17 protein-coding genes and 2 pseudogenes are annotated in these 20,356 nt (G+C 70.9%); 7 read left to right on the top strand and 12 right to left on the bottom strand.

From position 1 onward, the window contains the following. Positions 1 to 283 precede the first annotated feature (283 nt). Positions 284 to 1,186 carry a D-alanyl-D-alanine carboxypeptidase family protein gene (locus MXD57_RS29725; protein WP_250405267.1) on the bottom strand — a complete coding sequence of 301 codons (903 nt, stop codon included), beginning with the start codon at positions 1,184 to 1,186 and terminating at the stop codon, positions 284 to 286. Between the two features lie 190 nt (positions 1,187 to 1,376). Between MXD57_RS29725 and MXD57_RS29720 the strand changes: the two genes are divergently transcribed. Together MXD57_RS29720 and MXD57_RS29715 are read left to right on the top strand one after the other, a co-directional pair. Further along, positions 1,377 to 2,027 carry a GntR family transcriptional regulator gene (locus MXD57_RS29720; protein ID WP_250405266.1) on the top strand — a complete coding sequence of 217 codons (651 nt, stop codon included), beginning with the start codon at positions 1,377 to 1,379 and terminating at the stop codon, positions 2,025 to 2,027. Beyond that, positions 2,024 to 3,319: an MFS transporter gene (locus MXD57_RS29715; RefSeq protein ID WP_250405265.1), complete on the top strand. Its 1,296-nt coding sequence runs from the start codon at positions 2,024 to 2,026 to the stop codon at positions 3,317 to 3,319. Before MXD57_RS29720 ends, MXD57_RS29715 begins: the two co-directional genes overlap by 4 nt. A 98-nt stretch (positions 3,320 to 3,417) precedes the next feature. Here the strand turns inward: MXD57_RS29715 and MXD57_RS29710 are convergent, their stop codons facing one another. Then, positions 3,418 to 4,242, bottom strand: coding sequence for a maleylpyruvate isomerase family mycothiol-dependent enzyme (locus MXD57_RS29710; protein WP_250405264.1), 825 nt, complete (start codon positions 4,240 to 4,242; stop codon positions 3,418 to 3,420). Positions 4,243 to 4,459: 217 nt separating this feature from the next. Between MXD57_RS29710 and MXD57_RS29705 the strand changes: the two genes are divergently transcribed. Further along, positions 4,460 to 5,299, top strand: coding sequence for a carbon-nitrogen family hydrolase (locus MXD57_RS29705; RefSeq protein WP_250405263.1), 840 nt, complete (start codon positions 4,460 to 4,462; stop codon positions 5,297 to 5,299). A gap of 139 nt (positions 5,300 to 5,438) precedes the next feature. Here MXD57_RS29705 and MXD57_RS29700 read toward each other — a convergent pair whose 3' ends face one another. From MXD57_RS29700 to MXD57_RS29685, 4 genes are all read right to left on the bottom strand, one after another. Continuing rightward, the gene (locus MXD57_RS29700; RefSeq protein WP_250405262.1) at positions 5,439 to 5,930 is read right to left on the bottom strand and encodes an LURP-one-related/scramblase family protein; all 492 of its coding nucleotides are present in this window, start codon (positions 5,928 to 5,930) and stop codon (positions 5,439 to 5,441) included. Positions 5,931 to 5,991: 61 nt separating this feature from the next. Beyond that, positions 5,992 to 6,246: a DUF6458 family protein gene (locus MXD57_RS29695; RefSeq protein ID WP_250405261.1), complete on the bottom strand. Its 255-nt coding sequence runs from the start codon at positions 6,244 to 6,246 to the stop codon at positions 5,992 to 5,994. 119 nt (positions 6,247 to 6,365) lie between these two features. Further along, positions 6,366 to 7,688, bottom strand: a complete 1,323-nt coding sequence (locus MXD57_RS29690) for a M18 family aminopeptidase (RefSeq protein WP_250405260.1) — start codon at positions 7,686 to 7,688, stop codon at positions 6,366 to 6,368. A 112-nt stretch (positions 7,689 to 7,800) separates the two neighbouring features. Beyond that, positions 7,801 to 9,627 (bottom strand): acyl-CoA dehydrogenase, encoded by a 1,827-nt coding sequence (locus MXD57_RS29685; protein WP_250405259.1) that lies wholly within the window; start codon positions 9,625 to 9,627, stop codon positions 7,801 to 7,803. 143 nt (positions 9,628 to 9,770) lie between these two features. Here MXD57_RS29685 and MXD57_RS29680 point away from each other — a divergent pair, with 143 nt between their 5' ends. From MXD57_RS29680 to MXD57_RS29670, 3 genes are all read left to right on the top strand, one after another. Further along, positions 9,771 to 10,247 carry an SseB family protein gene (locus MXD57_RS29680; RefSeq protein ID WP_250405258.1) on the top strand — a complete coding sequence of 159 codons (477 nt, stop codon included), beginning with the start codon at positions 9,771 to 9,773 and terminating at the stop codon, positions 10,245 to 10,247. A gap of 108 nt (positions 10,248 to 10,355) precedes the next feature. Then, positions 10,356 to 11,333, top strand: coding sequence for a pirin family protein (locus tag MXD57_RS29675; protein WP_250405257.1), 978 nt, complete (start codon positions 10,356 to 10,358; stop codon positions 11,331 to 11,333). A 156-nt stretch (positions 11,334 to 11,489) separates the two neighbouring features. Further along, complete coding sequence (locus MXD57_RS29670; RefSeq protein ID WP_250405256.1) at positions 11,490 to 12,536, top strand: AI-2E family transporter; 1,047 nt, start codon at positions 11,490 to 11,492, stop codon at positions 12,534 to 12,536. Here the strand turns inward: MXD57_RS29670 and MXD57_RS32095 are convergent. Together MXD57_RS32095 and MXD57_RS29665 are read right to left on the bottom strand one after the other, a co-directional pair. After that, positions 12,506 to 12,705 (bottom strand): annotated as a pseudogene (locus MXD57_RS32095) (hypothetical protein); the annotation flags it as partial. The gene MXD57_RS29670 and the pseudogene MXD57_RS32095 sit on opposite strands and share 31 nt — an antisense overlap. After that, positions 12,660 to 12,785, bottom strand: a pseudogene (locus MXD57_RS29665) (SpoIIE family protein phosphatase); the annotation flags it as partial. The pseudogenes MXD57_RS29665 and MXD57_RS32095, both read right to left, overlap by 46 nt. Positions 12,786 to 12,927: 142 nt before the next feature. Here MXD57_RS29665 and aspS point away from each other — a divergent pair. Then, complete coding sequence (gene aspS / locus MXD57_RS29660) at positions 12,928 to 14,691, top strand: aspartate--tRNA ligase (RefSeq protein ID WP_250405255.1); 1,764 nt, start codon at positions 12,928 to 12,930, stop codon at positions 14,689 to 14,691. A 171-nt stretch (positions 14,692 to 14,862) separates the two neighbouring features. Here the strand turns inward: aspS and MXD57_RS29655 are convergent, their stop codons facing one another. From MXD57_RS29655 to MXD57_RS29640, 4 genes are all read right to left on the bottom strand, one after another. Continuing rightward, the gene (locus MXD57_RS29655; RefSeq protein ID WP_250405254.1) at positions 14,863 to 15,567 is read right to left on the bottom strand and encodes a nucleotidyl transferase AbiEii/AbiGii toxin family protein; all 705 of its coding nucleotides are present in this window, start codon (positions 15,565 to 15,567) and stop codon (positions 14,863 to 14,865) included. A gap of 250 nt (positions 15,568 to 15,817) precedes the next feature. Continuing rightward, a complete protein-coding gene (locus tag MXD57_RS29650; RefSeq protein WP_250405253.1) occupies positions 15,818 to 16,750 on the bottom strand; it encodes a ribosome-inactivating family protein in 933 nt (310 codons plus the stop codon). Between the two features lie 282 nt (positions 16,751 to 17,032). Next, the gene (gene metG, locus MXD57_RS29645; RefSeq protein WP_250405252.1) at positions 17,033 to 18,748 is read right to left on the bottom strand and encodes a methionine--tRNA ligase; all 1,716 of its coding nucleotides are present in this window, start codon (positions 18,746 to 18,748) and stop codon (positions 17,033 to 17,035) included. 149 nt (positions 18,749 to 18,897) lie between these two features. Then, entirely contained in the window at positions 18,898 to 20,352 is a 1,455-nt protein-coding gene (locus MXD57_RS29640) for a VWA domain-containing protein (protein WP_250405268.1), read from the bottom strand. Between the last annotated feature and the right edge of the window lie 4 nt (positions 20,353 to 20,356).

Below are 20,356 nucleotides of genomic sequence, written 5' to 3'. Positions count from 1 at the left end.
AAGGTTTGCCGGAAAGCTCGCGGCGTCCGGTGCGGTGCATCGCAAGGCGGAGCATCGCCCGCGTACTGGACGTACTCGGGTGATGCGACAACGCGGCGAGGTGCCGTGCCGGGCGCCGCGAGCCGGTGAACCTTTCCGGTCACAGCACTAGGTGCCGTGCCGGGCGTCGCGAGCCGGTGAACCCATCCGGTCGCAGTACTAGGGACGCCGCCCGGCACCGGCCCGCACGCGAGAGGGGCCCGCCGCGGGTGTGCGCGACGAGCCCCCTTCCGCTGTGCGAGGGTCAGCTGATCCTGGCGTAGGCGTAGTTGACGAGCTTCTTGACGTCCGACGTGCGGTTGGTCGCCGAGGGGGCGGTCATCACGGCGCCCGTGATCGACTTGCCGTTCAGCGTGGCCGCGAAGACGAGGCAGTACTTGGCCTCCGTGCCGGAGCCGGTCTTGACGCCGAGCACGCCGTTCCAGCCGAGCAGCGTGTTGGTGTTGGTCCAGGTCCCCATCGTGCGCGTGGCACCGGAGCTCGCGATCGTCTTCGCCGTGTACGACTTGGTCTTCACGACGGACCTGAAGGTGGAGCTCTTCATCGCACTGCGGGCGAGCAGCGTGAGGTCCTTGACCGACGAGTAGTTGGAGCCGTTGCTGATGCCGTCGAACGAGTCGAAGTGCGTGTTCGTCATGCCGAGGCTCTTGGCCTTGGTGTTCATCTTCGAGATGAACGACTTCACGCGCGCGTTGACCGTCGAACCGGAACCGTACTTGTCGGCGAGGGCCATCGCGGCGTCGCAGCCGGACGGCAGCATCATCCCGTACAGAAGCTGACGGACGGTGACCTTGTCGCCGACGATCAGGTGGGCGGACGACGGATAGCCCTTGCGGACCATGTAGTCGCTGATCGCCTTCTTGATCGTGACCTTGCTGTCCAGGTTCAGGTTCGACTGCGTGAGGACGACCTTCGCGGTCATGATCTTCGTGGTCGACGCGGTGAGCCGGTGGGTGTTCTCGGACTTCTTGTAGAGCGTCGTGCCCGTCGCGGTGTTCATCACGTACCCGCTCTTGGCGGTGATGGTGGGCGTCGTGAGGGCCTGCGCGGGCGCAGCGGTGAGGGCGCCGGTGGCGAGCACCGCACCGGCCGTGACGGCGACGGCGGTGGCTCTGCGGACACGGGTGCCCTTAATGCCGGTAATCAAAGCGATATACCCCGATTGTCTGGAATGCCCCTGGTGTGCGGCCGAGTTGAGGTGGCGAGCGAGTGGGGCCGCACGAGTCTGACACGTAAATAGCACAGAAGGTTGTGCGGGCGCTGGGGGGCGACTTTCGTCGCGTCCGCATGATGGACGCGATCCCTTCTTGCGTACGCGTTGTATCTATCCTGTGGCCATGGCAACGCCCGTGAAGCAACCCCCCGCCGCCGACCGCGTCTACACGCACGTCAAGCAGGGCGTACTCGACCGCCGCTACGAGGGCGGCGCGCTGCTGACGGAGGGTGAACTGGCCGACGCCGTGGGGGTTTCGCGCACCCCCGTCCGGGAGGCGCTGCTGCGGCTGGAGGTGGAGGGCCTGATCAGGCTCTACCCGAAGAAGGGCGCGCTGGTCCTGCCGGTGTCGGCGCAGGAGATCGCCGACGTCGTCGAGACCCGGCTGCTGGTGGAGGAGCACGCGGCGCGCAAGGCCGTACCCGCGCCGCCGAGCCTGCTGGAGCGGCTCGCGGAGCTGCTGGAGAAGCAGAAGGCGCAGGCTGCCGCCGGTGACTTCGCCGCCGCCGCGGTGAGCGACCGCTGCTTCCACGCCGAGATCGTGCGCAGCGGCGGCAACGAGATCCTCTCCCGGCTCTACGACCAGCTCCGCGACCGGCAGCTTCGGATGGGGGTCGCCGTGATGCACTCGCACCCGGACCGGATCGCCAAGACGCTCGCCGAGCACGAGGAGATCCTGCGGGCCCTGAGCGCCGGTGACGCGGAAGCGGCCGTCGGGGTCGTGCACCGGCACGTGAGCTGGTTCTCGCACCTCGCGCGGGGTGAGGTGCGATGAGCGGCGCCACCCTGCCGAGTGACCCCCCGGGCGGCCGTCGCGCCGTCGCGGTGTGGTCCGTCGGCGTCGCGGTCTACTTCGTCGCCGTCATCTTCCGCACCTCCCTGGGCGTGGCCGGCCTGGACGCGGTCGCCCGCTTCCACGTCGGCGCCTCGGCGCTGTCGACCTTCTCGATCCTCCAACTGCTCGTCTACGCCGGCATGCAGATACCCGTCGGCCTGCTGGTCGACCGGTTCGGCACCAAGAAGGTGCTGAGCCTCGGCGCGGTGCTGTTCACGCTGGGCCAGCTCGGCTTCGCCTTCTCGCCCTCCTACGGCACGGCGCTGGCCTCGCGCGCGCTGCTCGGCTGCGGTGACGCGCTGACCTTCATCAGCGTGCTGCGCCTGGGCACCCGCTGGTTCCCCGCCCGGCGCGGGCCGCTGGTCGCCCAGCTCGCGGGTCTGGCGGGCATGGCCGGCAACCTGGTCTCCACCCTGGTCATCGCCCGGCTGCTGCACGGCATCGGCTGGACCGCCGCGTTCGCCGGCAGCGCGCTGGCCGGCGCGGTGGTACTCGTTCTGACACAGCTCTTCCTGAAGGACCATCCCGAGGGGCACGAGCCCGCGCCGTCCCCGCACCGGGGCGCGGTCCACGTCCGCCGGCAGATCGCGGCGGCCTGGCGGGAGCCCGGCACCCGGATGGGCATGTGGGTGCACTTCACCACCCAGTTCCCGGCGATGGTCTTCCTGCTGCTGTGGGGCCTGCCGTTCCTGGTCCAGGCACAGGGCCTCAGCCGCGCCACGGCCGGTGAACTGCTCACCCTGGTGGTGCTCTCCAACATGGTGATCGGCCTGGTCTACGGCCAGGTCGTGGCCCGGCACCACGCGGCCCGGCTGCCGCTGGCGCTGGGCACGGTGGGCGTGACCGCGCTGGTGTGGGCAGTGATGCTCGGCTGGCCGGCCGAGCACGCGCCGCTGTGGCTGCTGACGGTGCTCTGCGCGGTGCTCGGCGCCTGCGGCCCCGCGTCGATGATCGGCTTCGACTTCGCCCGCCCGGCCAACCCGCCCGAGCGGCAGGGCACCGCCTCCGGCATCACCAACATGGGCGGCTTCATCGCCTCCATGACGACGCTGCTGGCGGTCGGCGTGCTGCTGGACGTGACCGGCGACGACTACGCGGTGGCCTTCTCGGCGGTGTTCGTCCTGCAGGCACTCGGCGTCGGCCAGATCCTGCGCCTGCGCGGCCGGGCCGCCCGCCGGGAGCGCGAGCGCCTGGTGTCGAGCCGGGTGGAAACGCTCCACGTGCCCGCGTGACCCGTGCGCTCGGCGGGCCTCCCGCGGGCGGGCCTCGCGCGTCCGGTGCCATCGGCGTCCGGAGTGCGGCGCCCGCCCCGCGCGCGGCCCGCGTTCCGCTACGGCGTCACCCGGAGGTTCCGCAGGATGGCCGCCGTCAGCTCGGGGTCGCCCTCCGTCTTCACCCGGTCCGCCACCGCCTCCGGGGTCACCCGGCCGCAGGACAGGCGGACGTAGGTCTCCCAGTCGAGGGTGAGGGTGGCCGCCGGGCCGAGGGCGGGCGCGGTCTCCAGGGTGCCGCGTCCCTGGATGTCGACCCGGATCGTGCGCAGGAACTCGACGGGTCCGTGCACGTCGAAGACGATCGCGGAACTGCGCGGCGCGTTCGCCTGCTTCGCCACGACCCTGGGCAGCGCCTCCAGCAGCATGTCGCGGGCGACGTGGGCGCCCGGTGAGTCGAGGTTGCCGGGGAGGGCGAGGGCCGCGCGCAGGTCCTGCTCGTGCACCCACACGTCGAACGCCCGGGTGCGCATCGCCTGTTCGAGGGTGACCTCGGTGCCCATCGGGCCGCGCACCTTGGTGCCGGGGTCGCGGGACTCGTTGCGCAACTGGCGGTTCCTGCGGATGACGGTGTACTCCAGCTCCGCCGTCATCTCCGGCGCCGTGTGGTGACGGCGGACGTCGACCTGCATCTCCATGTAGCGCTGGTGCTCGTTGGCGACGTGGAAGAGGTCGCGGGGCAGGGTGTGGATGGGCCGGGGGTCGCCGAGCATCTCGCAGTCCAGGCCGATGACGTGCGAGACCACGTCGCGGACGGACCAGCCCGGGCACGGGGTCCGCCGGTTCCACTCGGCCTCCGGCAACGGCTGCACCAGCTCGGATATCGCTTCGATGGAGTGGGTCCAGGCGTCGGCGTAGGGCTGGAGGGTGGGATGCAGACTCACGGAACGGGACCCCTCGGCGGTCGGTACACGGGCAGGTTGTGGCGGCGTTGCCGGCGGACGGTGGCTGCACTCGGCGGGTGTCGTGGCACTCCCCCGGCTCTCGACTCCGCTCGAGCGGGGGACCCCCAAGTTACGCTGCTCCGAGGCACCCCGGCAGTGCTTTCGTGTGACGATCGTAGGCCTGTATGGACGACTCGAATGCCAGGACGGTGGTAGTGTGCGCGCCTCGCTGATCCAGATCGCCGTGGACGAGGACGAATCGGTGGCCTCCCGAAGGCGGCGGGCGGCCGCTCTGATCCGGGAGCAGGCCGGTTCGGACCTCGTGGTCCTGCCCGAGCTGTGGACCACCGGCGCCTTCGCCTACGAGGGGTTCGGCACGGAGGCCGAGCCGCTCGAGGGACCGACGTACGAGGCGATGGCCGAGGCGGCGAGCGACGCGGGCGTGTGGCTGCACGCCGGCTCGATCCCGGAACGCGCCGCGTCCGACCGCGGTTCGGCCGCGTCCGAGGACGCCGCCGCCGCGGGCGACGGCCCCCTCTACAACACCTCTCTCGTCTTCTCCCCCTCCGGGGACCTGGCCGCGGTCTACCGCAAGATCCACCGCTTCGGCTTCGACCAGGGTGAGGCGGTGCTGATGAGCGCGGGACGGGAGGTGGTGACGGTCCGGCTGCCCGGTACCACCCTGGGCGTCGCCACCTGCTACGACCTGCGCTTCCCCGAGCTGTTCCGGTCCCTGGTCGACGCGGGCGCCGAGACGCTGGTGATCCCGGCCGGCTGGCCCGAGCGGCGGCGTGCGCACTGGACGCTGCTGGCGCGGGCGCGGGCGGTGGAGAACCAGGCGTTCGTGCTCGCCTGTGGCACGGCCGGGACGCACGCCGGAGTCCCGCAGGCGGGTCACTCGATCGTGGTCGATCCGTGGGGCGAGGTGCTGGCCGAGGCGGGCGCCGGCGAGGAGGTCCTCACGGTGGACCTCGACCCCGGGAAGGTGGCGGCGACCCGGGAGCAGTTCCCGGCCCTGAAGGACCGTGTGCTGGGACTCGAACCGCCGCGCCGCTGAGCCGTCGGCCGCCGCGCCGGCGAGCCGCCCTGTCGTCGGGCCGGAGGGCGCGACGCCGGTGAGCCGCCGTGTCGTCGGGCCGTCGGGCCGTCGGGAAGGGGAGCCACGGCCGGGGTCCCCACCCGGCCGTGGCCCCGGCTCAGTCCTCGCGCTCCTTCTCCGCCAGGTGGATCACGCACACCGCCACCGCGATCAGCAGCGCCGGGTCCGCGTCCTCCCGTACGACGTCGACGCCGTACGTCTCCCGGAGATGCAGCCAGCGCCGGGAGACCACGGCGAGGAGTTCGCCGTCGTACTCGACGGCGAACTCACGGTCGAGGATCTTGCCGCTGACGTCCAGGTCGGTGCCGTCGGCCAGCGACACCCGGTAGTGGTTGCGCAGCAGGGACAGCCGTTTGCGGCGGATCGTGGCCAGGCCTTCGCCGTCCCGCTCGATCACCATGGTGTCGCGCAGGGCGAACATCTTCTGGTGGATGTCGATGAGGACGCGCCCCTGGATGTCCTTCAGCTCGAAGGTGTCCCGCAGCCGCATGGCCTTGCCGTCGACGAGGAACACCTTCGAGCCGTGCTCGTCCTCGATCCAGTAGTCGTCACCGATGCCGAGGATCCGGTCGCGTACGAGGAATCTCATGTGCTGACCGTTCCCCGGCACCGGGCAGTCGTCACAGGGCCGCCCCGAGCCGGGGAGATCCTCACACGCCGTAGCCGTCGGTGTAGCCGTCGCGGACGTGATGGTGGTGGCGGGGCTCCTCCTCGACCACCGGCGTCGACGGCACCACGACCCGGCGGCGCCGCGCGATGCCGCTGAACGTGGCGACGCCGATGAGCCCGACGGCCATGAGGATGATCCCGACGAGGTCGAGGTTGACTCCCTGCACGTGCCAGTCCGTCGCGAACGTCAGGATGGCACCCAGGGCGATGAGGATGATGCAGCCGCCGAGGCCCATTGTCGTCGCCTCCCCTTCCGGTTCCGGAATCTCCGGTGGCGTCCGGGTACCCGAAGCCGTCCCGAACATGTGTGGCACGGCCCGTGACGGGCGTTCAGGGGCGCGGGGACGGCCCGGGCTCAGTCCTCCAGGAACGCCACCAGCGCGTTCGCCAGCAGGAACGGGTCGTCGGCGCCGCACAGTTCACGCGCGCTGTGCATGGAGAGGATCGCCACGCCGATGTCGACGGTCCGGATGCCGTGCCGGGCCGCGGTGATCGGGCCGATGGTGGTGCCGCACGGCATGGAGTTGTTGGACACGAAGGTCTGGAACGGCACGTCCGCCCGCTCGCAGGCGGCGGCGAACACCGCGCGGCCCGAACCGTCCGTGGCGTAGCGGTTGTTGACGTTGACCTTCAGGATCGGACCGCCGTTGACCCGCGGGTGGTGCGTCGGGTCGTGCCGCTCGGCGTAGTTGGGGTGGACGGCGTGGCCGGTGTCGGAGGACAGGCAGACGGTGCCGGCGAAGGCGCGGGCCCGGTCCTCGTACGAGCCGCCGCGGGCGAACACCGAGCGCTCCAGGACCGAACCGAGCAGGGGACCGTCCGCGCCGGTGTCCGACTGCGAGCCGTTCTCCTCGTGGTCGAAGGCGGCCAGCACGGGGATGTGGCCGAGCGCGGCGCCGGAGGACGCGGCGGCGGCCAGGGCGGCCGCGCCGGCGTGCACGGACAGCAGGTTGTCCATCCGGGGGCCGGCGACCAGTTCACGGTCCCGGCCGAGGTAGGCCGGTGCCTCCACCGGGTGCACCATGAGGTCCCAGCCGGTCACCGAGCCGGCCGCCAGGCCGGCCTCCTCCTCCAGGAACGCGATCAGTTCGCCGTCACGCGGGGCGTCGCCGAGGCCCCACACGGGCTGCAGATGACGCTGCTTGTCGAGCTTGAGGCCCTCGCTGTTGACCGCGCGGTCCAGGTGGATGGCGAGCTGCGGCACCCGCAGCAGCGGGCGGTCGACGTCGACGAGGACCGTGCTGCCGTCGCGCAGGGTCAGCCGCCCGGCCAGGCCCAGGTCGCGGTCGAGCCAGGAGTTCAGCAGCGGTCCGCCGTAGATCTCCACCGCGACCTGCCGCCAGCCGTGGGCGCCGGTGTCGGGCAGCGGCTTGACCCGCAGGTTCGGCGAGTCGGTGTGCGCGCCGATGATGCGGAAGGGGGTGTGCGGTGCGGCGCCCTCGGGGACGTACCAGGCGACGATCGCTCCGCCGCGCAGCACGTACTTGCCGCCGCTGGTCCCCGCGGCGCCGGCCGCCGGTGCCCCGGTCCAGTCGTCCGTCTCGGCGACCTGACGGAAGCCCGCCTTCTCCAGCCGCTCGGCGGTGTTCGCCACGGCGTGGTACGGCGACGGGCTCGCCGCCAGGAAGGACATCAGGTCGTCGGTGTGGCCGCGATCGAAGCGGGCTGGTGCGCTCATGGGCTTACCTTAACGACGTGCGTGGGCCCGCCCCCGGTACGGGAGCGGGCCCACGTCCGCGATCGGTGGATGCGGAACCGGTCCTCCGGCGCGCGGCCGGACCGGGGCTTTCCTAGAAGGCGGCCTCGTCCAGCTCCATCAGGTCGAGCTCGACGCCCTCCGAGATCTTGCGGGCCAGGGTGACGCCCGGCAGGACGTTGGCCGCGAAGAACTTCGCCGCCGCGATCTTCCCGGTGTAGAACGCCTTGTCCTTGGCGGAGGCCGTCTGCAGCTTCTCGGCGGCGATGGCGGCGCCCTTCAGCAGCAGGTAGCCGACCACGACGTCACCGGAGGCGAGCAGCAGGCGGCTGGTGTTCAGGCCCACCTTGTAGATGTTCTTGACGTCCTGCTCGGTGGCCGCGAGGTCGGTCAGCATCAGGCCGACGATGGCCTCCAGCTCGACGGCCGCCTTCGCGAGGTGCTCGCGGGCACCCGCCAGCTCCTCGCCGCCGGTGCCGAGCGCCAGGAACTGCTTGATGTCCTCGGCGAGCGAGTTGAGCGCGGCACCCTGGTTGCGGACGATCTTCCGGAAGAAGAAGTCCTGGCCCTGGATCGCGGTCGTGCCCTCGTACAGGGTGTCGATCTTGGCGTCGCGGATGTACTGCTCGATCGGGTACTCCTGCAGGAAGCCGGAGCCGCCGAAGGTCTGCAGCGACTGGGCGAGCTGCTCGTAGCCCTTCTCGGAGCCGTAGCCCTTGACGATGGGCAGGAGCAGGTCGTTGAGCGCGTGGTCGGCCTTGGTGTCCTCGCCGTTCGCCTCCTTGACCGCGATGGTGTCCTGGACCGAGGCCGTGTAGAGGACGAGGGCGCGCATGCCCTCGGCGTACGCCTTCTGCGTCATCAGCGAGCGGCGGACGTCGGGGTGGTGGGTGATGGTGACCTTGGGCGCCGTCTTGTCCATGAAGTTGGCCAGGTCCGGGCCCTGGACGCGCTCCTTGGCGTACTCCAGGGCGTTGAGGTAGCCCGTGGAGAGGGTGGAGATCGCCTTCGTGCCGACCATCATGCGGGCGAACTCGATGATGCGGAACATCTGGCGGATGCCCTCGTGCTTGTCACCGATCAGCCAGCCCTTGGCGGGGTGCCGGTCGCCGAAGGTCATCTCGCAGGTGTTGGAGGCCTTCAGGCCCATCTTGTGCTCGACGTTGGTGGCGTAGACGCCGTTGCGCTCGCCGAGCTCGCCGGTCTCGAAGTCGAAGAGGTACTTCGGGACGAGGAACAGGGACAGGCCCTTGGTGCCGGGGCCGGCGCCCTCGGGGCGCGCGAGCACGTAGTGGAGGATGTTCTCCTCCATGTCGTGCTCACCGGAGGTGATGAAGCGCTTCACGCCCTCGATGTGCCAGGAGCCGTCCTCCTGCTGGATCGCCTTGGTGCGGCCGGCGCCGACGTCGGAGCCCGCGTCGGGCTCGGTCAGCACCATGGTGGAGCCCCAGGTCCGCTCCACGGCGATCTGCGCGATCTTCTTCTGGACGTCGTTGCCCTCGTCGAAGAGGATGCCGGCGAACGCCGGGCCGGAGGAGTACATCCACACGGCCGGGTTCGCGCCGAGGACCAGCTCGGCGTAGGCCCAGATCAGGGACGGCGGGGCCGTCGTGCCGCCGATCTCCTCCGGCAGGCCCAGGCGCCAGTACTCGGAGTCCATGAACGCCTTGTAGCTCTTCTTGAAGGACGCCGGCACGGGCGCGGTGTTCGTCTCGGGGTCGAAGACCGGCGGGTTGCGGTCGGCGTCCGCGAAGGACTCGGCCAGCTCGTTCTCCGCGAGACGCGTCAGCTCCTCGAGGACGCTCCTGGCGGTGTCCGTGTCCATCTCGCCGAACGGGCCGGTGCCGTACAGCTTGTCGCGCCCGAGCACCTCGAACAGGTTGAACTCGATGTCGCGGAGATTCGGCTTGTAGTGCCCCATGGTGACGGCTCCGTATCGGACTCGGCGAGGCACTGGCTCCTCGCATCTGGTTCACGTACCAACAAGTAGCTACGATGATGCTACCCGTCGGTAATAAGACGCAAGCCCGATTCCGTCATCTGTGACTGAGTACTCTTCTGTCCATGTACGGATACGGCCAGCCCATGGACGGTGGCGCCGCTCAGCAGAGTTACGTCCCCCCGCAGCAGGGCGGTGTCGGCGGGTACGGCCAGCAGGCGCCGCTCTATCCGGAGCCCTCCCCGCCCTCGCTGGCGGACGCGGTGCGCGCCTTCACCACCGGTCAGACGCCCGCCGAGGACTTCCAGCAGATCTTCGCGACGTCGAAGGTGTACTGCCCGCGCGGCGACACCCCCGGCTTCCTCGCCCTGCACAACACCCAGCAGCCGGTGATCCCGATGTTCACCTCGCTCAAGGAGCTGCGCCGGTACGCGGGCAAGGAGTCCAAGTACTTCGTGATCACCGGCTCCGAGGTGATCGACCTGCTGCCGAGCGGCTACGGCTTCGTCCTGGACATGGAGGGGGAGCACCGGATGGTGTTCGACGCCAAGGCGGTCGAGCAGATGGTGGACTTCGCCATGCGCCGCATGTACGGCGGCTGACCCGCGCCCCGCTGCGAGCCCGGAGGGAATTCCCTCCGGGCTCGTTCTGTTGGGAGTGGCAGAAAGTTCAATGCTCAACTAAACTGGGCGCACAAGGAGGTACCGACCATGCCTGCAGTGACCGTCGAGAACCCGCTGAGCCTGCCCCGCGTGACCGCTCCCGCCGACGCGGTGGCACGGCCCGTGCTCGCCGTCACGACCGCCCCGGGCGGCTTCGAGGGCGAGGGCTTCCCGGTGCGCCGGGCGTTCGCGGGGATCAACTACCGGCACCTCGACCCGTTCATCATGATGGACCAGATGGGCGAGGTGGAGTACGCGCCGGGCGAGCCCAAGGGCACCCCCTGGCATCCGCACCGCGGCTTCGAGACCGTCACCTACATCATCGACGGGATCTTCGACCACCAGGACTCCAACGGCGGCGGCGGCACCATCACCAACGGCGACACCCAGTGGATGACGGCGGGTTCGGGCCTGCTGCACATCGAGGCGCCGCCGGAGTCGCTGGTCATGTCCGGCGGTCTCTTCCACGGCCTGCAGCTCTGGGTGAACCTCCCCGCCAGGGACAAGATGATGGCGCCGCGCTACCAGGACATCCGCGGTGGCAGCGTCCAGCTCCTGACGAGCCCGGACGGCGGCGCGCTACTGCGCGTCATCGCGGGCGAGCTGGACGGGCACGCGGGCCCCGGCATCACGCACACGCCGATCACGATGATCCACGCGACCCTCGCCCCGGGCGCCGAGATCACTCTGCCCTGGCGCGAGGACTTCAACGGCCTCGCCTACGTCATGGCGGGCCGCGGCAGCGTCGGCACCGAGCGCCGGCCCGTCCACCTGGGCCAGACCGCCGTCTTCGGCGCGGGCGGTTCGCTGACGGTCCGCGCGGACGAGCGGCAGGACTCGCACACCCCGGACCTGGAGGTCGTCCTCCTCGGCGGGCAGCCCATCCGTGAGCCCATGGCGCACTACGGTCCGTTCGTCATGAACACCAAGGAAGAGCTGATGCAGGCCTTCGAGGACTTCCAGAAGGGCCGCCTCGGTACGGTCCCGGCCGTCCACGGCATGACCCCGAGCGGCCCGCGGGCCTGACCCGCCCACCCCACCCCCGCACCCCGCCCCCCGTCGCCCGGACCGCTCCGCCCGCGGTCCGGGCGACGGGCGGGTGCGGGTGCGGGGGCCGGAACCCTCACCCGGCCGGGCCCGCGCCGCAGGACAGCGGGGCATGCGGCGTGATCCGCTGGTGGTGTGTCGCTGCTGCCCGAGTCCGTGCGCCGTCTCGCCGCCTGGTGCGCGGTCGTGCTGCTGGTCGCCGGGGTCGGGTGGGTCGCGGTCCGACTGTGCGCGGCGCTGCGTACCGCCGTCGTGCCGGTGCTGCTCGCGCTGCTGGGGACGGCACTGCTCGGACCGCTGTACCGGCGGCTGGTGAAGGCCAGGGTGCAGCGGTCCCTGGCCGCCGCACTGACCTGCGTCGCCGTGGTGGCCGTCGTCGGCGGTGCCGTGTACATCGTGGTCGCCGCGCTCGTCGACACCGGTGACCAGATCATCGCCTCGGTACGGCACGCGGTCAGTGCCCTGACGAGGCACTTCGGGGCCGCCGGCACCGGGCTCGACGATCTGGCCGCCAACGCGAAGGACCTGCTGGGCAGGTTCGGCGGGACCGCGGCCTCCAACGTGCTCAGCGGGGTCAGCGTGGTGGGCGAGTACCTGGCCATGGCCCTGCTCGCGCTGCTGCTCGTCTTCTTCTTCCTGCGCGACTCCCACCGGGTGGCCGGAGCCCTCAGGTCCGTCGCCCCGGGCGCCTGGGGCGACACCCTGGAGGCGATGGCGCGGCGCGCCTTCGGGGCGGTGCAGGGGTTCATGCGCGGCACCACGCTCATCGCGCTCATCGACGCCGTCTGCATCACCGCCGGCCTGCTGATCCTGCGGGTGCCCGGCGCGATCGGGCTGGGCGCGCTCGTCTTCGTCGGCGCCTACATCCCCTACCTGGGCGCCTTCGTCTCGGGCGCGGTGGCCGTGCTCGTCGCCCTCGCCGACCGCGGTTTCGTCATCGCGCTGTGGGCGCTGGGCGTGGTGCTCGCGGTGCAGGTGCTGGAGGGGCACGTGCTCCAGCCGGCCATCCAGAGCCGGACCGTGCAGATGCATCCGGCGGTGGTGCTGCTGGCGATCACCGCCGGGGCGTCCGTGGCGGGCATCCTCGGCATGCTGCTCTCGGTGCCGCTGACCGCGGCCGCCTTCGGCGTCGTGAACGAACTCCGTGAGCGTCAGGCGGCGGCCGGGCCGTCGGACTCGTAGAGCTCGGACCAGATGCTCTTGCCCTTGCCGGGAGGTTCACCCCCCACAGGCCGGCGAGCAGCTCGACCGGCATCAGGCCGCGGCCGGAGGAGGCCGGCTCCCCGGGCCGGCGCCGGTGCGGGAGGCCGTCGGCCGTGTCATCACGGTGCCGTCGGCCATCCGGATCGCCGGGTCCGGCTGCCCGGCGCGGGCGATCTCCAGCGTGCCGGTCGCCGGACCGGCCTCGACGCAGAGGCAGGTCGCGGAGCGCACCCTTGGCGGACGCCGTAAATGGTGGGGAGCCGATCTTGGCGTGCCCGGTACGCTTGACGGGTCCGGGCCTCGTGCCCGGCCCCCGCCGGGGCGGCAGTCCCGGCACTCATCACCCCACCACGAAGGACGATGAACGACGATGCATCGGTACAGGTCCCACACCTGCGGCCAGCTCCGCGCCTCTGACGTCGGCACCGACGTCCGGCTGAGTGGCTGGCTGCACAATCGGCGCGACCTGGGCGGCATCCTCTTCATCGATCTGCGCGACCACTACGGCATCACGCAGCTCGTGGCCCGTCCCGGTACGCCCTCGTACGAGGCCCTGGACAAGCTCTCCAAGGAGTCCACGGTCCGCGTCGACGGCCGCGTTGTTTCACGTGGAACCGAGAACGTGAACGCGGACCTGCCCACCGGTGAGATCGAGGTCGAGGTCTCCGAGGTCGAGCTGCTCGGCGCGGCGGCCCCGCTGCCCTTCACCATCAACGCCGAGGACGGGGTGAACGAGGAGCGGCGCCTGGAGTACCGCTTCCTGGACCTGCGCCGCGAGCGCATGCACCGCAACATCATGCTGCGCACGGCCGTGATCTCCGCGATCCGGCACAAGATGGCGGCGATGGACTTCAACGAGATGGCGACGCCGATCCTGTCCGCCACCTCCCCCGAGGGCGCCCGCGACTACGTCGTGCCCTCCCGGGTGCACCCCGGCAAGTTCTACGCGCTGCCGCAGGCCCCGCAGCAGTTCAAGCAGCTGCTGATGATCTCCGGCTTCGACCGCTACTTCCAGATCGCGCCCTGCTTCCGCGACGAGGACGCCCGTGCCGACCGTTCGCCGGGTGAGTTCTACCAGCTCGACGTCGAGATGAGCTTCGTCGAGCAGGAGGACGTCTTCCAGCCCATCGAGAAGCTCATGACGGAGCTGTTCGAGGAGTTCGGCGGCGGCCGCCACGTCACCTCCCCCTTCCCGCGCATCCCGTTCCGCGAGGCGATGCTGAAGTACGGCTCGGACAAGCCGGACCTGCGCGCCAAGCTGGAGCTCGTCGACATCACCGACGTGTTCGAGGGCTCGGAGTTCAAGGCGTTCGCCGGCAAGCACGTGCGTGCGCTGGCGGTGCCGGCGGTCCAGGACCAGCCGCGCAAGTTCTTCGACCAGCTCGGTGACTTCGCCGTCTCGCTGGGCGCGAAGGGCCTGGCGTGGGTGCGTGTCGGCGAGGACGGGGCGCTGTCCGGCCCGATCGCCAAGTTCCTGACCGAGGAGAACGTCGCCGAGCTGACCAAGCGCCTGTCGCTGGCGCCCGGGCACGCCGTCTTCTTCGGCGCCGGCGACTTCGACGAGGTCTCGAAGATCATGGGCGCGGTGCGGGTCGAGGCCGCGCGGCGCGCCGGGCACTTCGAGGAGAACGTCTTCCGCTTCTGCTGGATCGTCGACTTCCCGATGTACGAGAAGGACGAGGACACCGGCGCGATCGACTTCTCGCACAACCCCTTCTCGATGCCGCAGGGCGGTCTCGAGGCCCTGGAGACGCAGGACCCGCTGGACATCCTCGGCTGGCAGTACGACATCGTCTGCAACGGTGTCGAGCTGTCCTCCGGCGCCATCCGGAACCACGAGCCGGAGATCATGCTCAAGGCCTTCGAGATCGCCGGTTACGACCGCGAGACGGTCGAGGAGAAGTTCGCGGGCATGCTCCGCGCCTTCCGCTTCGGCGCCCCGCCGCACGGCGGAATCGCGCCGGGCGTGGACCGGATCGTCATGCTGCTCGCGGACGAGCCGAACATTCGGGAGACGATCTCCTTCCCGCTCAACGGGAACGCCCAGGACCTGATGATGGGCGCGCCGACCGAGCTGGACGAGTCGCGTCTGCGTGAGCTGCACCTCTCCGTCCGGAAGCCGCAGCCGAAGTAGTCCGCGCCGTTTCCACGGTGGCAGTGAGGGCGGCCCCCGCAGGGGGCCGCCCTTTTTTCTGCCGTGCCCGGATCACTCCGCGGATGTGGTTCGCGGTGTCAGAGTCACGACGAGCGCGACCCTGCTGCGACGGCGTGCCGCGGCCCGGTTGGCCGCTCCGACCGCGGTCGCTCACGCGTCCGGACCGGAAGCCGGCTCCGGGTCCGGTTCGTCCGGGGAGGCGCCGTCCTCCATCAGCCGCTCGGCGATGTCGTCGGACCAGTGCTGCGCCCAGGCGCGCAGGGCGAGGATCCGGGCTTCGTCCAGGCCGTACCGGAGGAAGTCGGCGTCGGCGTAGAAGTCCGTTCCGGTGAGCCGGGACTGGAGGGTGGGCAGGTCGAAGGCGTCGTGGGCGTGGCGGCGGCCCAGTTCCTCCAGACGGGGCAGCGAGAACCGGGCGGCGGCACCCCGCGCGTCGACGAGGTCGACGGCCGCCCCCCGGTCGTACAGTGCGCGGATCTTCGTGCCGACCGCGTCCTCCGCCGACAGGGTGGGCCCGTACGCGGTGAGCTCGGGCGGATGCCGGCAGGCTTCCCTGTGCAGGGCCAGCGCGATGGACTCCCCGCTCGGCGGATCGGTGGCGGTGAGCTGCGCGGTGAGCGGGGTGACGGCCCCGACCCGCACCCGGCGTCCACGCGCCTCCAGGGCCGAATCGACCGCGGCCACGATCCGCTCCATGACCTCGGGGCTCTCGGTGGCGAAGTCGACGTTGTCGTGCGGGCGGGACACGAGGCCGTGCGCCTGCAGGGCGTACCCGCCGGCGAGCACCAGTGCGTACGGGCCGCCCACGCCCAGAATGTCCGCCAGAAGTCGCCGCTGGGGGTCGGAAGGGTTCACGGCAGCTCGTCTCCATGATCGGCCCGGGTGCTCATGTGTCCTCCCCCGGGCGCCCTGACCAGGGTATCCGGGAGGGACCGCGGTGCCCGTAGTGTTTCCGTGGCGGCGCCGACGCGGAGGGTGAATGTCCGGGACTCGTCGGCTGCTGTCCGGGCCGCCCGAACCGGGCCTGTGGGCAGCGGCGTTGCGGCACAGCGGTACGACGGAGGGTGCGGGATCTCGGTGGACGGCGAGGTGCGGCGGCTCCGCACTACAGCTCCGTATGGTTCCAGTCGCCCTTGGGGCCCTCCTGGGGGAGCGTCAGCGAACCGAGCATGAGCGCGAGGTAGCGTGCGACGTCGCGCCAGCTCCGCAGGGTGCCGACGCCGTTGATGGAGGCGGGGGCCGTGCCGGGATCGTGGGAGACGGCGTAGCCGTACTCGGAGATCCGGTTCCAGCTGTTCTCCAGGAACTGCTGGAGGGGCGGCAGCCCGTGGTACGTCGTGCCGCCGCTGCGCGTGATGGCCGAGCCGATGCCGAACACGTCGTTGAACCGGGCGGCTTCGGAGGTCACCTGGATCATGAACATCAGTGAGCGGGCGATGTCCTGCTGGTTGCCGCCGCCGGTGTACTGGGCCAGGTTCCGCACCGAGCCGAGGAAGTCGGCGTAGCCCATGGGCATGGCCTCACGGCCCCGGCCGGCCCGTCCCGACAGGGAGTTGTAGTTGCTGCCCATGCCCAGGGTGCGGCCCGTTCCCGGGGGCAGTTGACCCAGGTCGTCCATCAGGGTGCGCAGGTTGAAGTCGGCGTCGTTGAACTGCCAGGTCAGACCGTTGCTCGCGGTGAACCCACGCAGGTAGAGATCGCCCGGGGTGAACCAGAGCGTCAGCTCACGCCGCTCGTTGCCCACCGGCACGGTCAGGGTCATGCGGATCAGCGCGCGTCCGGTCGTCTGGGTGACTCCCGTGCCGTCGCGGAAGGGGTGCCCGGCCGCCTGCCGCAGACTGTTGATCAGGGCTCCGTACTGGGACTGCTGCGACGGGCTCGCCGTGTCCCCCAGGTTCATGTAGACGTGGGTGACCTGGCGGTAGGGCGTGTCGGCGGCGGCCGGGGTGAGGGAGCCGGACGCGCCGAGCAGGCAGACGGCGGCCAGCGCGAGAGCGGCGGTGCGGGAGGCGCGCCGGGGTGCGAGGGGAGTGCTCATCGTGTTCCTGGGGTCGGGATTCACCGCGAGCGGTGAGACAGGGGGTGGCGGTTGCCGAACGTACCGGTTCGCGCGCACCACGTGTCCGCCGTGAGCGCACACCTCTCGCCCAGCAGCGCACAGGCCCGCCGACCCGGACGGCTCCCCCGGGGCTCGTTCCCCCCCGACGCTGGCCCGGTCCTCACCCGGTCCCGGGCCGGACCGGGTACGGCGAAGGCCCCGGCGCAGCGTGAACGCTGTCGGTGCGCCGGGGCCCGTCGGCCCGTGTCAGCCCGTCCCGTGTCAGGCGGGCTCTCCGCCGAAGCGCTCCTTGTAGGTCTCCAGGTCCTCGTCCGTCAGCTTGGCGAACAGCACCGGCGGGACCGTGAACGGGGTGCCGGCCGGGACGGTCGACAGGGCCCTGGCCTCGTCCGCCGAGACCCAGGACGCGGTGTCGTCCGCCAGCGTGAACGCCGCACGCATCGCCCGCGCGGTCGCCGGGATGAGCGGCTCGGAGACCACCGCGTACAGGTGGATGAGGTTCATCGCCGTCCGCAGCGTCAGGGCCGCGCCGTCCTTGTCGGTCTTGATCTCCAGCCAGGGGGCCTTCTCCTCCAGGTAGGAGTTGCCCGCCGACCACAGGGCACGCAGGGCGGCGGCCGCCTTGCGGAACTGGAGTGCCTCCATCTGCGTCTCGTACTCGGCCAGCAGGCGCGCGATCTCCTCACCGAGCTTCGCCTCGGCCTCGCCCGGCTCGCCGCCGGCGGGCACGTCGTCGCCGAAGCGCTTGCGGGAGAAGGACAGGACCCGGTTGACGAAGTTGCCGAGGGTGTCCGCGAGGTCCTTGTTGACCGTGGCGGTGAAGTGCTCCCAGGTGAAGGACGCGTCGTCCGACTCCGGGGCGTTGGAGATCAGGAAGTAGCGCCAGTAGTCGGCGGGCAGGATGTCCAGCGCCTGGTCGGTGAAGACGCCGCGCTTCTGCGAGGTGGAGAACTTGCCGCCGTAGTACGTCAGCCAGTTGAAGGCCTTGACGAAGTCGACCTTCTTCCACGGCTCGCGCACGCCCAGCTCGGTGGCCGGGAACATCACGGTGTGGAAGGGGACGTTGTCCTTGGCCATGAACTCCGTGTAGCGGACGTCGGTGTCCACGTCGTACCACCACGACTTCCAGTCGCGGTTCGCCGGGTCCTGGTCCGCCCACTCCTTCGTCGCGCCGATGTACTCGATCGGGGCGTCGAACCAGACGTAGAACACCTTGCCCTCGGCCGCCAGCTCCGGCCAGGTGTCCGCGGGGACGGGGACGCCCCAGTCCAGGTCGCGGGTGATCGCACGGTCGTGCAGGCCCTCGTTCAGCCACTTGCGGGCGATGGAGGAGGCGAGCTGCGGCCAGTCGTCCTCGTGCCGGGCCACCCACTGCTCGACCTCGTGCTGGAGCTTCGACTGCAGCAGGAAGAGGTGCTTGGTCTCGCGGACCTCCAGGTCCGTGGAGCCGGAGATCGCCGAACGCGGGTCGATCAGGTCGGTGGGGTCCAGCACACGGGTGCAGTTCTCGCACTGGTCGCCGCGGGCCTTGTCGTAGCCGCAGTGGGGACAGGTGCCCTCGACGTAGCGGTCCGGGAGGAAGCGGCCGTCGGCGGGGCTGTACACCTGGCGGATGGCGCGCTCTTCGATGAAGCCGTTCTCGTTGAGCTTGCGGGCGAAGTGCTGGGTGATGTCCCGGTTCTCCGCCGAGGAGCTGCGGCCGAAGTAGTCGAAGGCCAGCGCGAAGCCGTCGTAGACCGCCTTCTGCGCGTCGTGCGCCTGGGCGCAGAACTCGTCCACCGCGAGGCCCCGCTCCTTGGCGGCCAGCTCGGCGGGGGTGCCGTGCTCGTCCGTGGCGCAGATGTACAGGACGTCGTGGCCGCGCTGCCGGAGGTAGCGGGAGTACACGTCCGCCGGGAGCATGGACCCCACCATGTTGCCCAGGTGCTTGATCCCGTTGATGTACGGAAGGGCGCTGGTGATGAGGTGTCGAGCCATCGGGGGCTGCTCCCAGGTCGGGTTGTTTTGCGAACCTTGAAATCGTAGCCGACATGTGTATGCCGCCCGCTTCTCGTTTTACGGGGTGAGAAGCGGGCGGCATCCGGCGTGCCGGTGCGTTGTGCGCCGTTACGCGTTGCTACGGGGTGTTACGGGCGCCAGGCCGCGAGCACGCCCTCGTACAGCTCGGTGTCCGTGAGCTCGCGGGGGGTGGGGCCGGCGTGGAAGAAGGACGTGTTGCCGGTCTTCAGTTTGCGCAGGTAGTCGAAGGCCTTGTTGTCGTGCTCGCCGAACGCGACGAAGGAGAAGAAGACGCCGGGGTGCTTCTTCGCGGCCTCGGTGAGGGACTGGGTCGCGGGGGTCTTGGCGTCGGGGGCGCCGTCCGTCTGGAAGACCACCAGCACGGGGGTGCCGGGCTCGTTGTGCTTCTCGTGGTGGGCGAGTACGGCTTCGACGGCGGCGTGGTAGCTGGTGCGGCCCATGCGGCCGAGGCTCGCGTGGACGTCGTCGATCTTCGTCTCGTGGTCCTCGGTGAGGGTCAGGTCGGTGGTGCCGTCGATCTCCGTGGAGAACAGGACGACGTGGACCGTGGCCTCGGGGTCGAGGTGGGCGGCGAGGGCGAGGGTCTGGTCGGCGAGGGCCTGGGCGGAGCCGTCCTTGTAGTAGGGGCGCATGCTCGCGGAGCGGTCCAGGACGAGGTAGAGCTTCGCCCGGGTGCCGGTGAGGTCGTTCTTCGTGAGGGCGGTGGTGGCTGCCCTGTAGGCGGTGGTGAGGCCGGGGGCGCTGGTCCTGATCCTGGTGAGGGGTGTTGCGGGCTTGCCGGTGGGGGCCTGCGGCTCGGGGGACGCCTCGGCCGACGGGGCCTGCGGCTCGGGGGACGCCTCGGCTTCGCCTTCGGCCGGGGTGTTCCCACCCGCACCACCCGTGCGGGTGTCGGCGTCGGGTGCGGGTGGCCCCTGTGGGGCGTCCTCGCCGTCGGCGGCCTGCGGCTTCGGCTCCGCCTCCGTCCCGGTTCGCGCTTCGGCTTCCGCCTCTGCCTCTGCCTTGGTCGCCTCCGCCTCCGCCTCCGCCTTCGCCTCGGGTTCGGGCTTCGCCGCGGTCGGCTGCGGGGCCGGCCCGGGCCGGGGCTCCGCCTCCGCCTCGGCCTTGGCCGGCGCCGGGGTCGTTCGGGGCTCCGGCTCCGGCTCCGTCACGGTCTTCGGCTCGGCCGGCTCCGGCGTCGGCTCGGCCTCTGCCTCGGTCTCTGACTCCGGCTCGGCGCTCGTCCCAGCCTCTGCCTTTGATGCCGCCTCGGCTTCGGTCGGCTCCACCTCGGGCTCGGCCTCGGTCGGCGTCGCCTGGGGATCCGGTTCCGGCTCTGTCGCCGCCTGCGTCGCTTCGGGCTCCGCCTCGGCCTCGGCCGCCGTCGCCTCTGCCTTTGGTGCCGCCTCGGGCTCCGCCTCGGGCTCCACCTCGGCTTCGGTCGGCTCCACCTCGGGCTCGGCCTTGGCCTCGGCCTCGGACGGCGTCGCCTGGGGATCCGGTTCCGGCTCTGTCGCCGCCTGCGTCGCTCCGGGCTCCGCCTCGGTCGGCGTCGCCTCGGCCTCTGCCTTGGTTTCGGTCAGCTCC

Source organism: Streptomyces cellostaticus, assembly GCF_023630175.1.
In the GTDB taxonomy this organism is placed as follows: Bacteria; Actinomycetota; Actinomycetes; order Streptomycetales; family Streptomycetaceae; genus Streptomyces; species Streptomyces cellostaticus_A.
The sequence above is the reverse complement of the archived record's forward strand: the minus strand, read 5'-3'. Positions and strand labels throughout refer to the sequence as shown.

Excerpts from the sequence above, each read along its gene's own strand:
- MXD57_RS29720 (WP_250405266.1), top strand. The coding sequence starts at position 1,377 with ATGGCAACGCCCGTGAAGCAACCCCCCGCCGCCGACCGCGTCTACACG.
- MXD57_RS29715 (WP_250405265.1), top strand. The coding sequence starts at position 2,024 with ATGAGCGGCGCCACCCTGCCGAGTGACCCCCCGGGCGGCCGTCGCGCC.
- MXD57_RS29700 (WP_250405262.1), bottom strand. The coding sequence starts at position 5,930 with ATGAGATTCCTCGTACGCGACCGGATCCTCGGCATCGGTGACGACTAC.
- MXD57_RS29695 (WP_250405261.1), bottom strand. The coding sequence starts at position 6,246 with ATGGGCCTCGGCGGCTGCATCATCCTCATCGCCCTGGGTGCCATCCTG.
- MXD57_RS29690 (WP_250405260.1), bottom strand. The coding sequence starts at position 7,688 with ATGAGCGCACCAGCCCGCTTCGATCGCGGCCACACCGACGACCTGATG.
- MXD57_RS29685 (WP_250405259.1), bottom strand. The coding sequence starts at position 9,627 with ATGGGGCACTACAAGCCGAATCTCCGCGACATCGAGTTCAACCTGTTC.
- MXD57_RS29680 (WP_250405258.1), top strand. The coding sequence starts at position 9,771 with ATGTACGGATACGGCCAGCCCATGGACGGTGGCGCCGCTCAGCAGAGT.
- MXD57_RS29675 (WP_250405257.1), top strand. The coding sequence starts at position 10,356 with ATGCCTGCAGTGACCGTCGAGAACCCGCTGAGCCTGCCCCGCGTGACC.
- aspS (WP_250405255.1), top strand. The coding sequence starts at position 12,928 with ATGCATCGGTACAGGTCCCACACCTGCGGCCAGCTCCGCGCCTCTGAC.
- MXD57_RS29650 (WP_250405253.1), bottom strand. The coding sequence starts at position 16,750 with ATGAGCACTCCCCTCGCACCCCGGCGCGCCTCCCGCACCGCCGCTCTC.
- metG (WP_250405252.1), bottom strand. The coding sequence starts at position 18,748 with ATGGCTCGACACCTCATCACCAGCGCCCTTCCGTACATCAACGGGATC.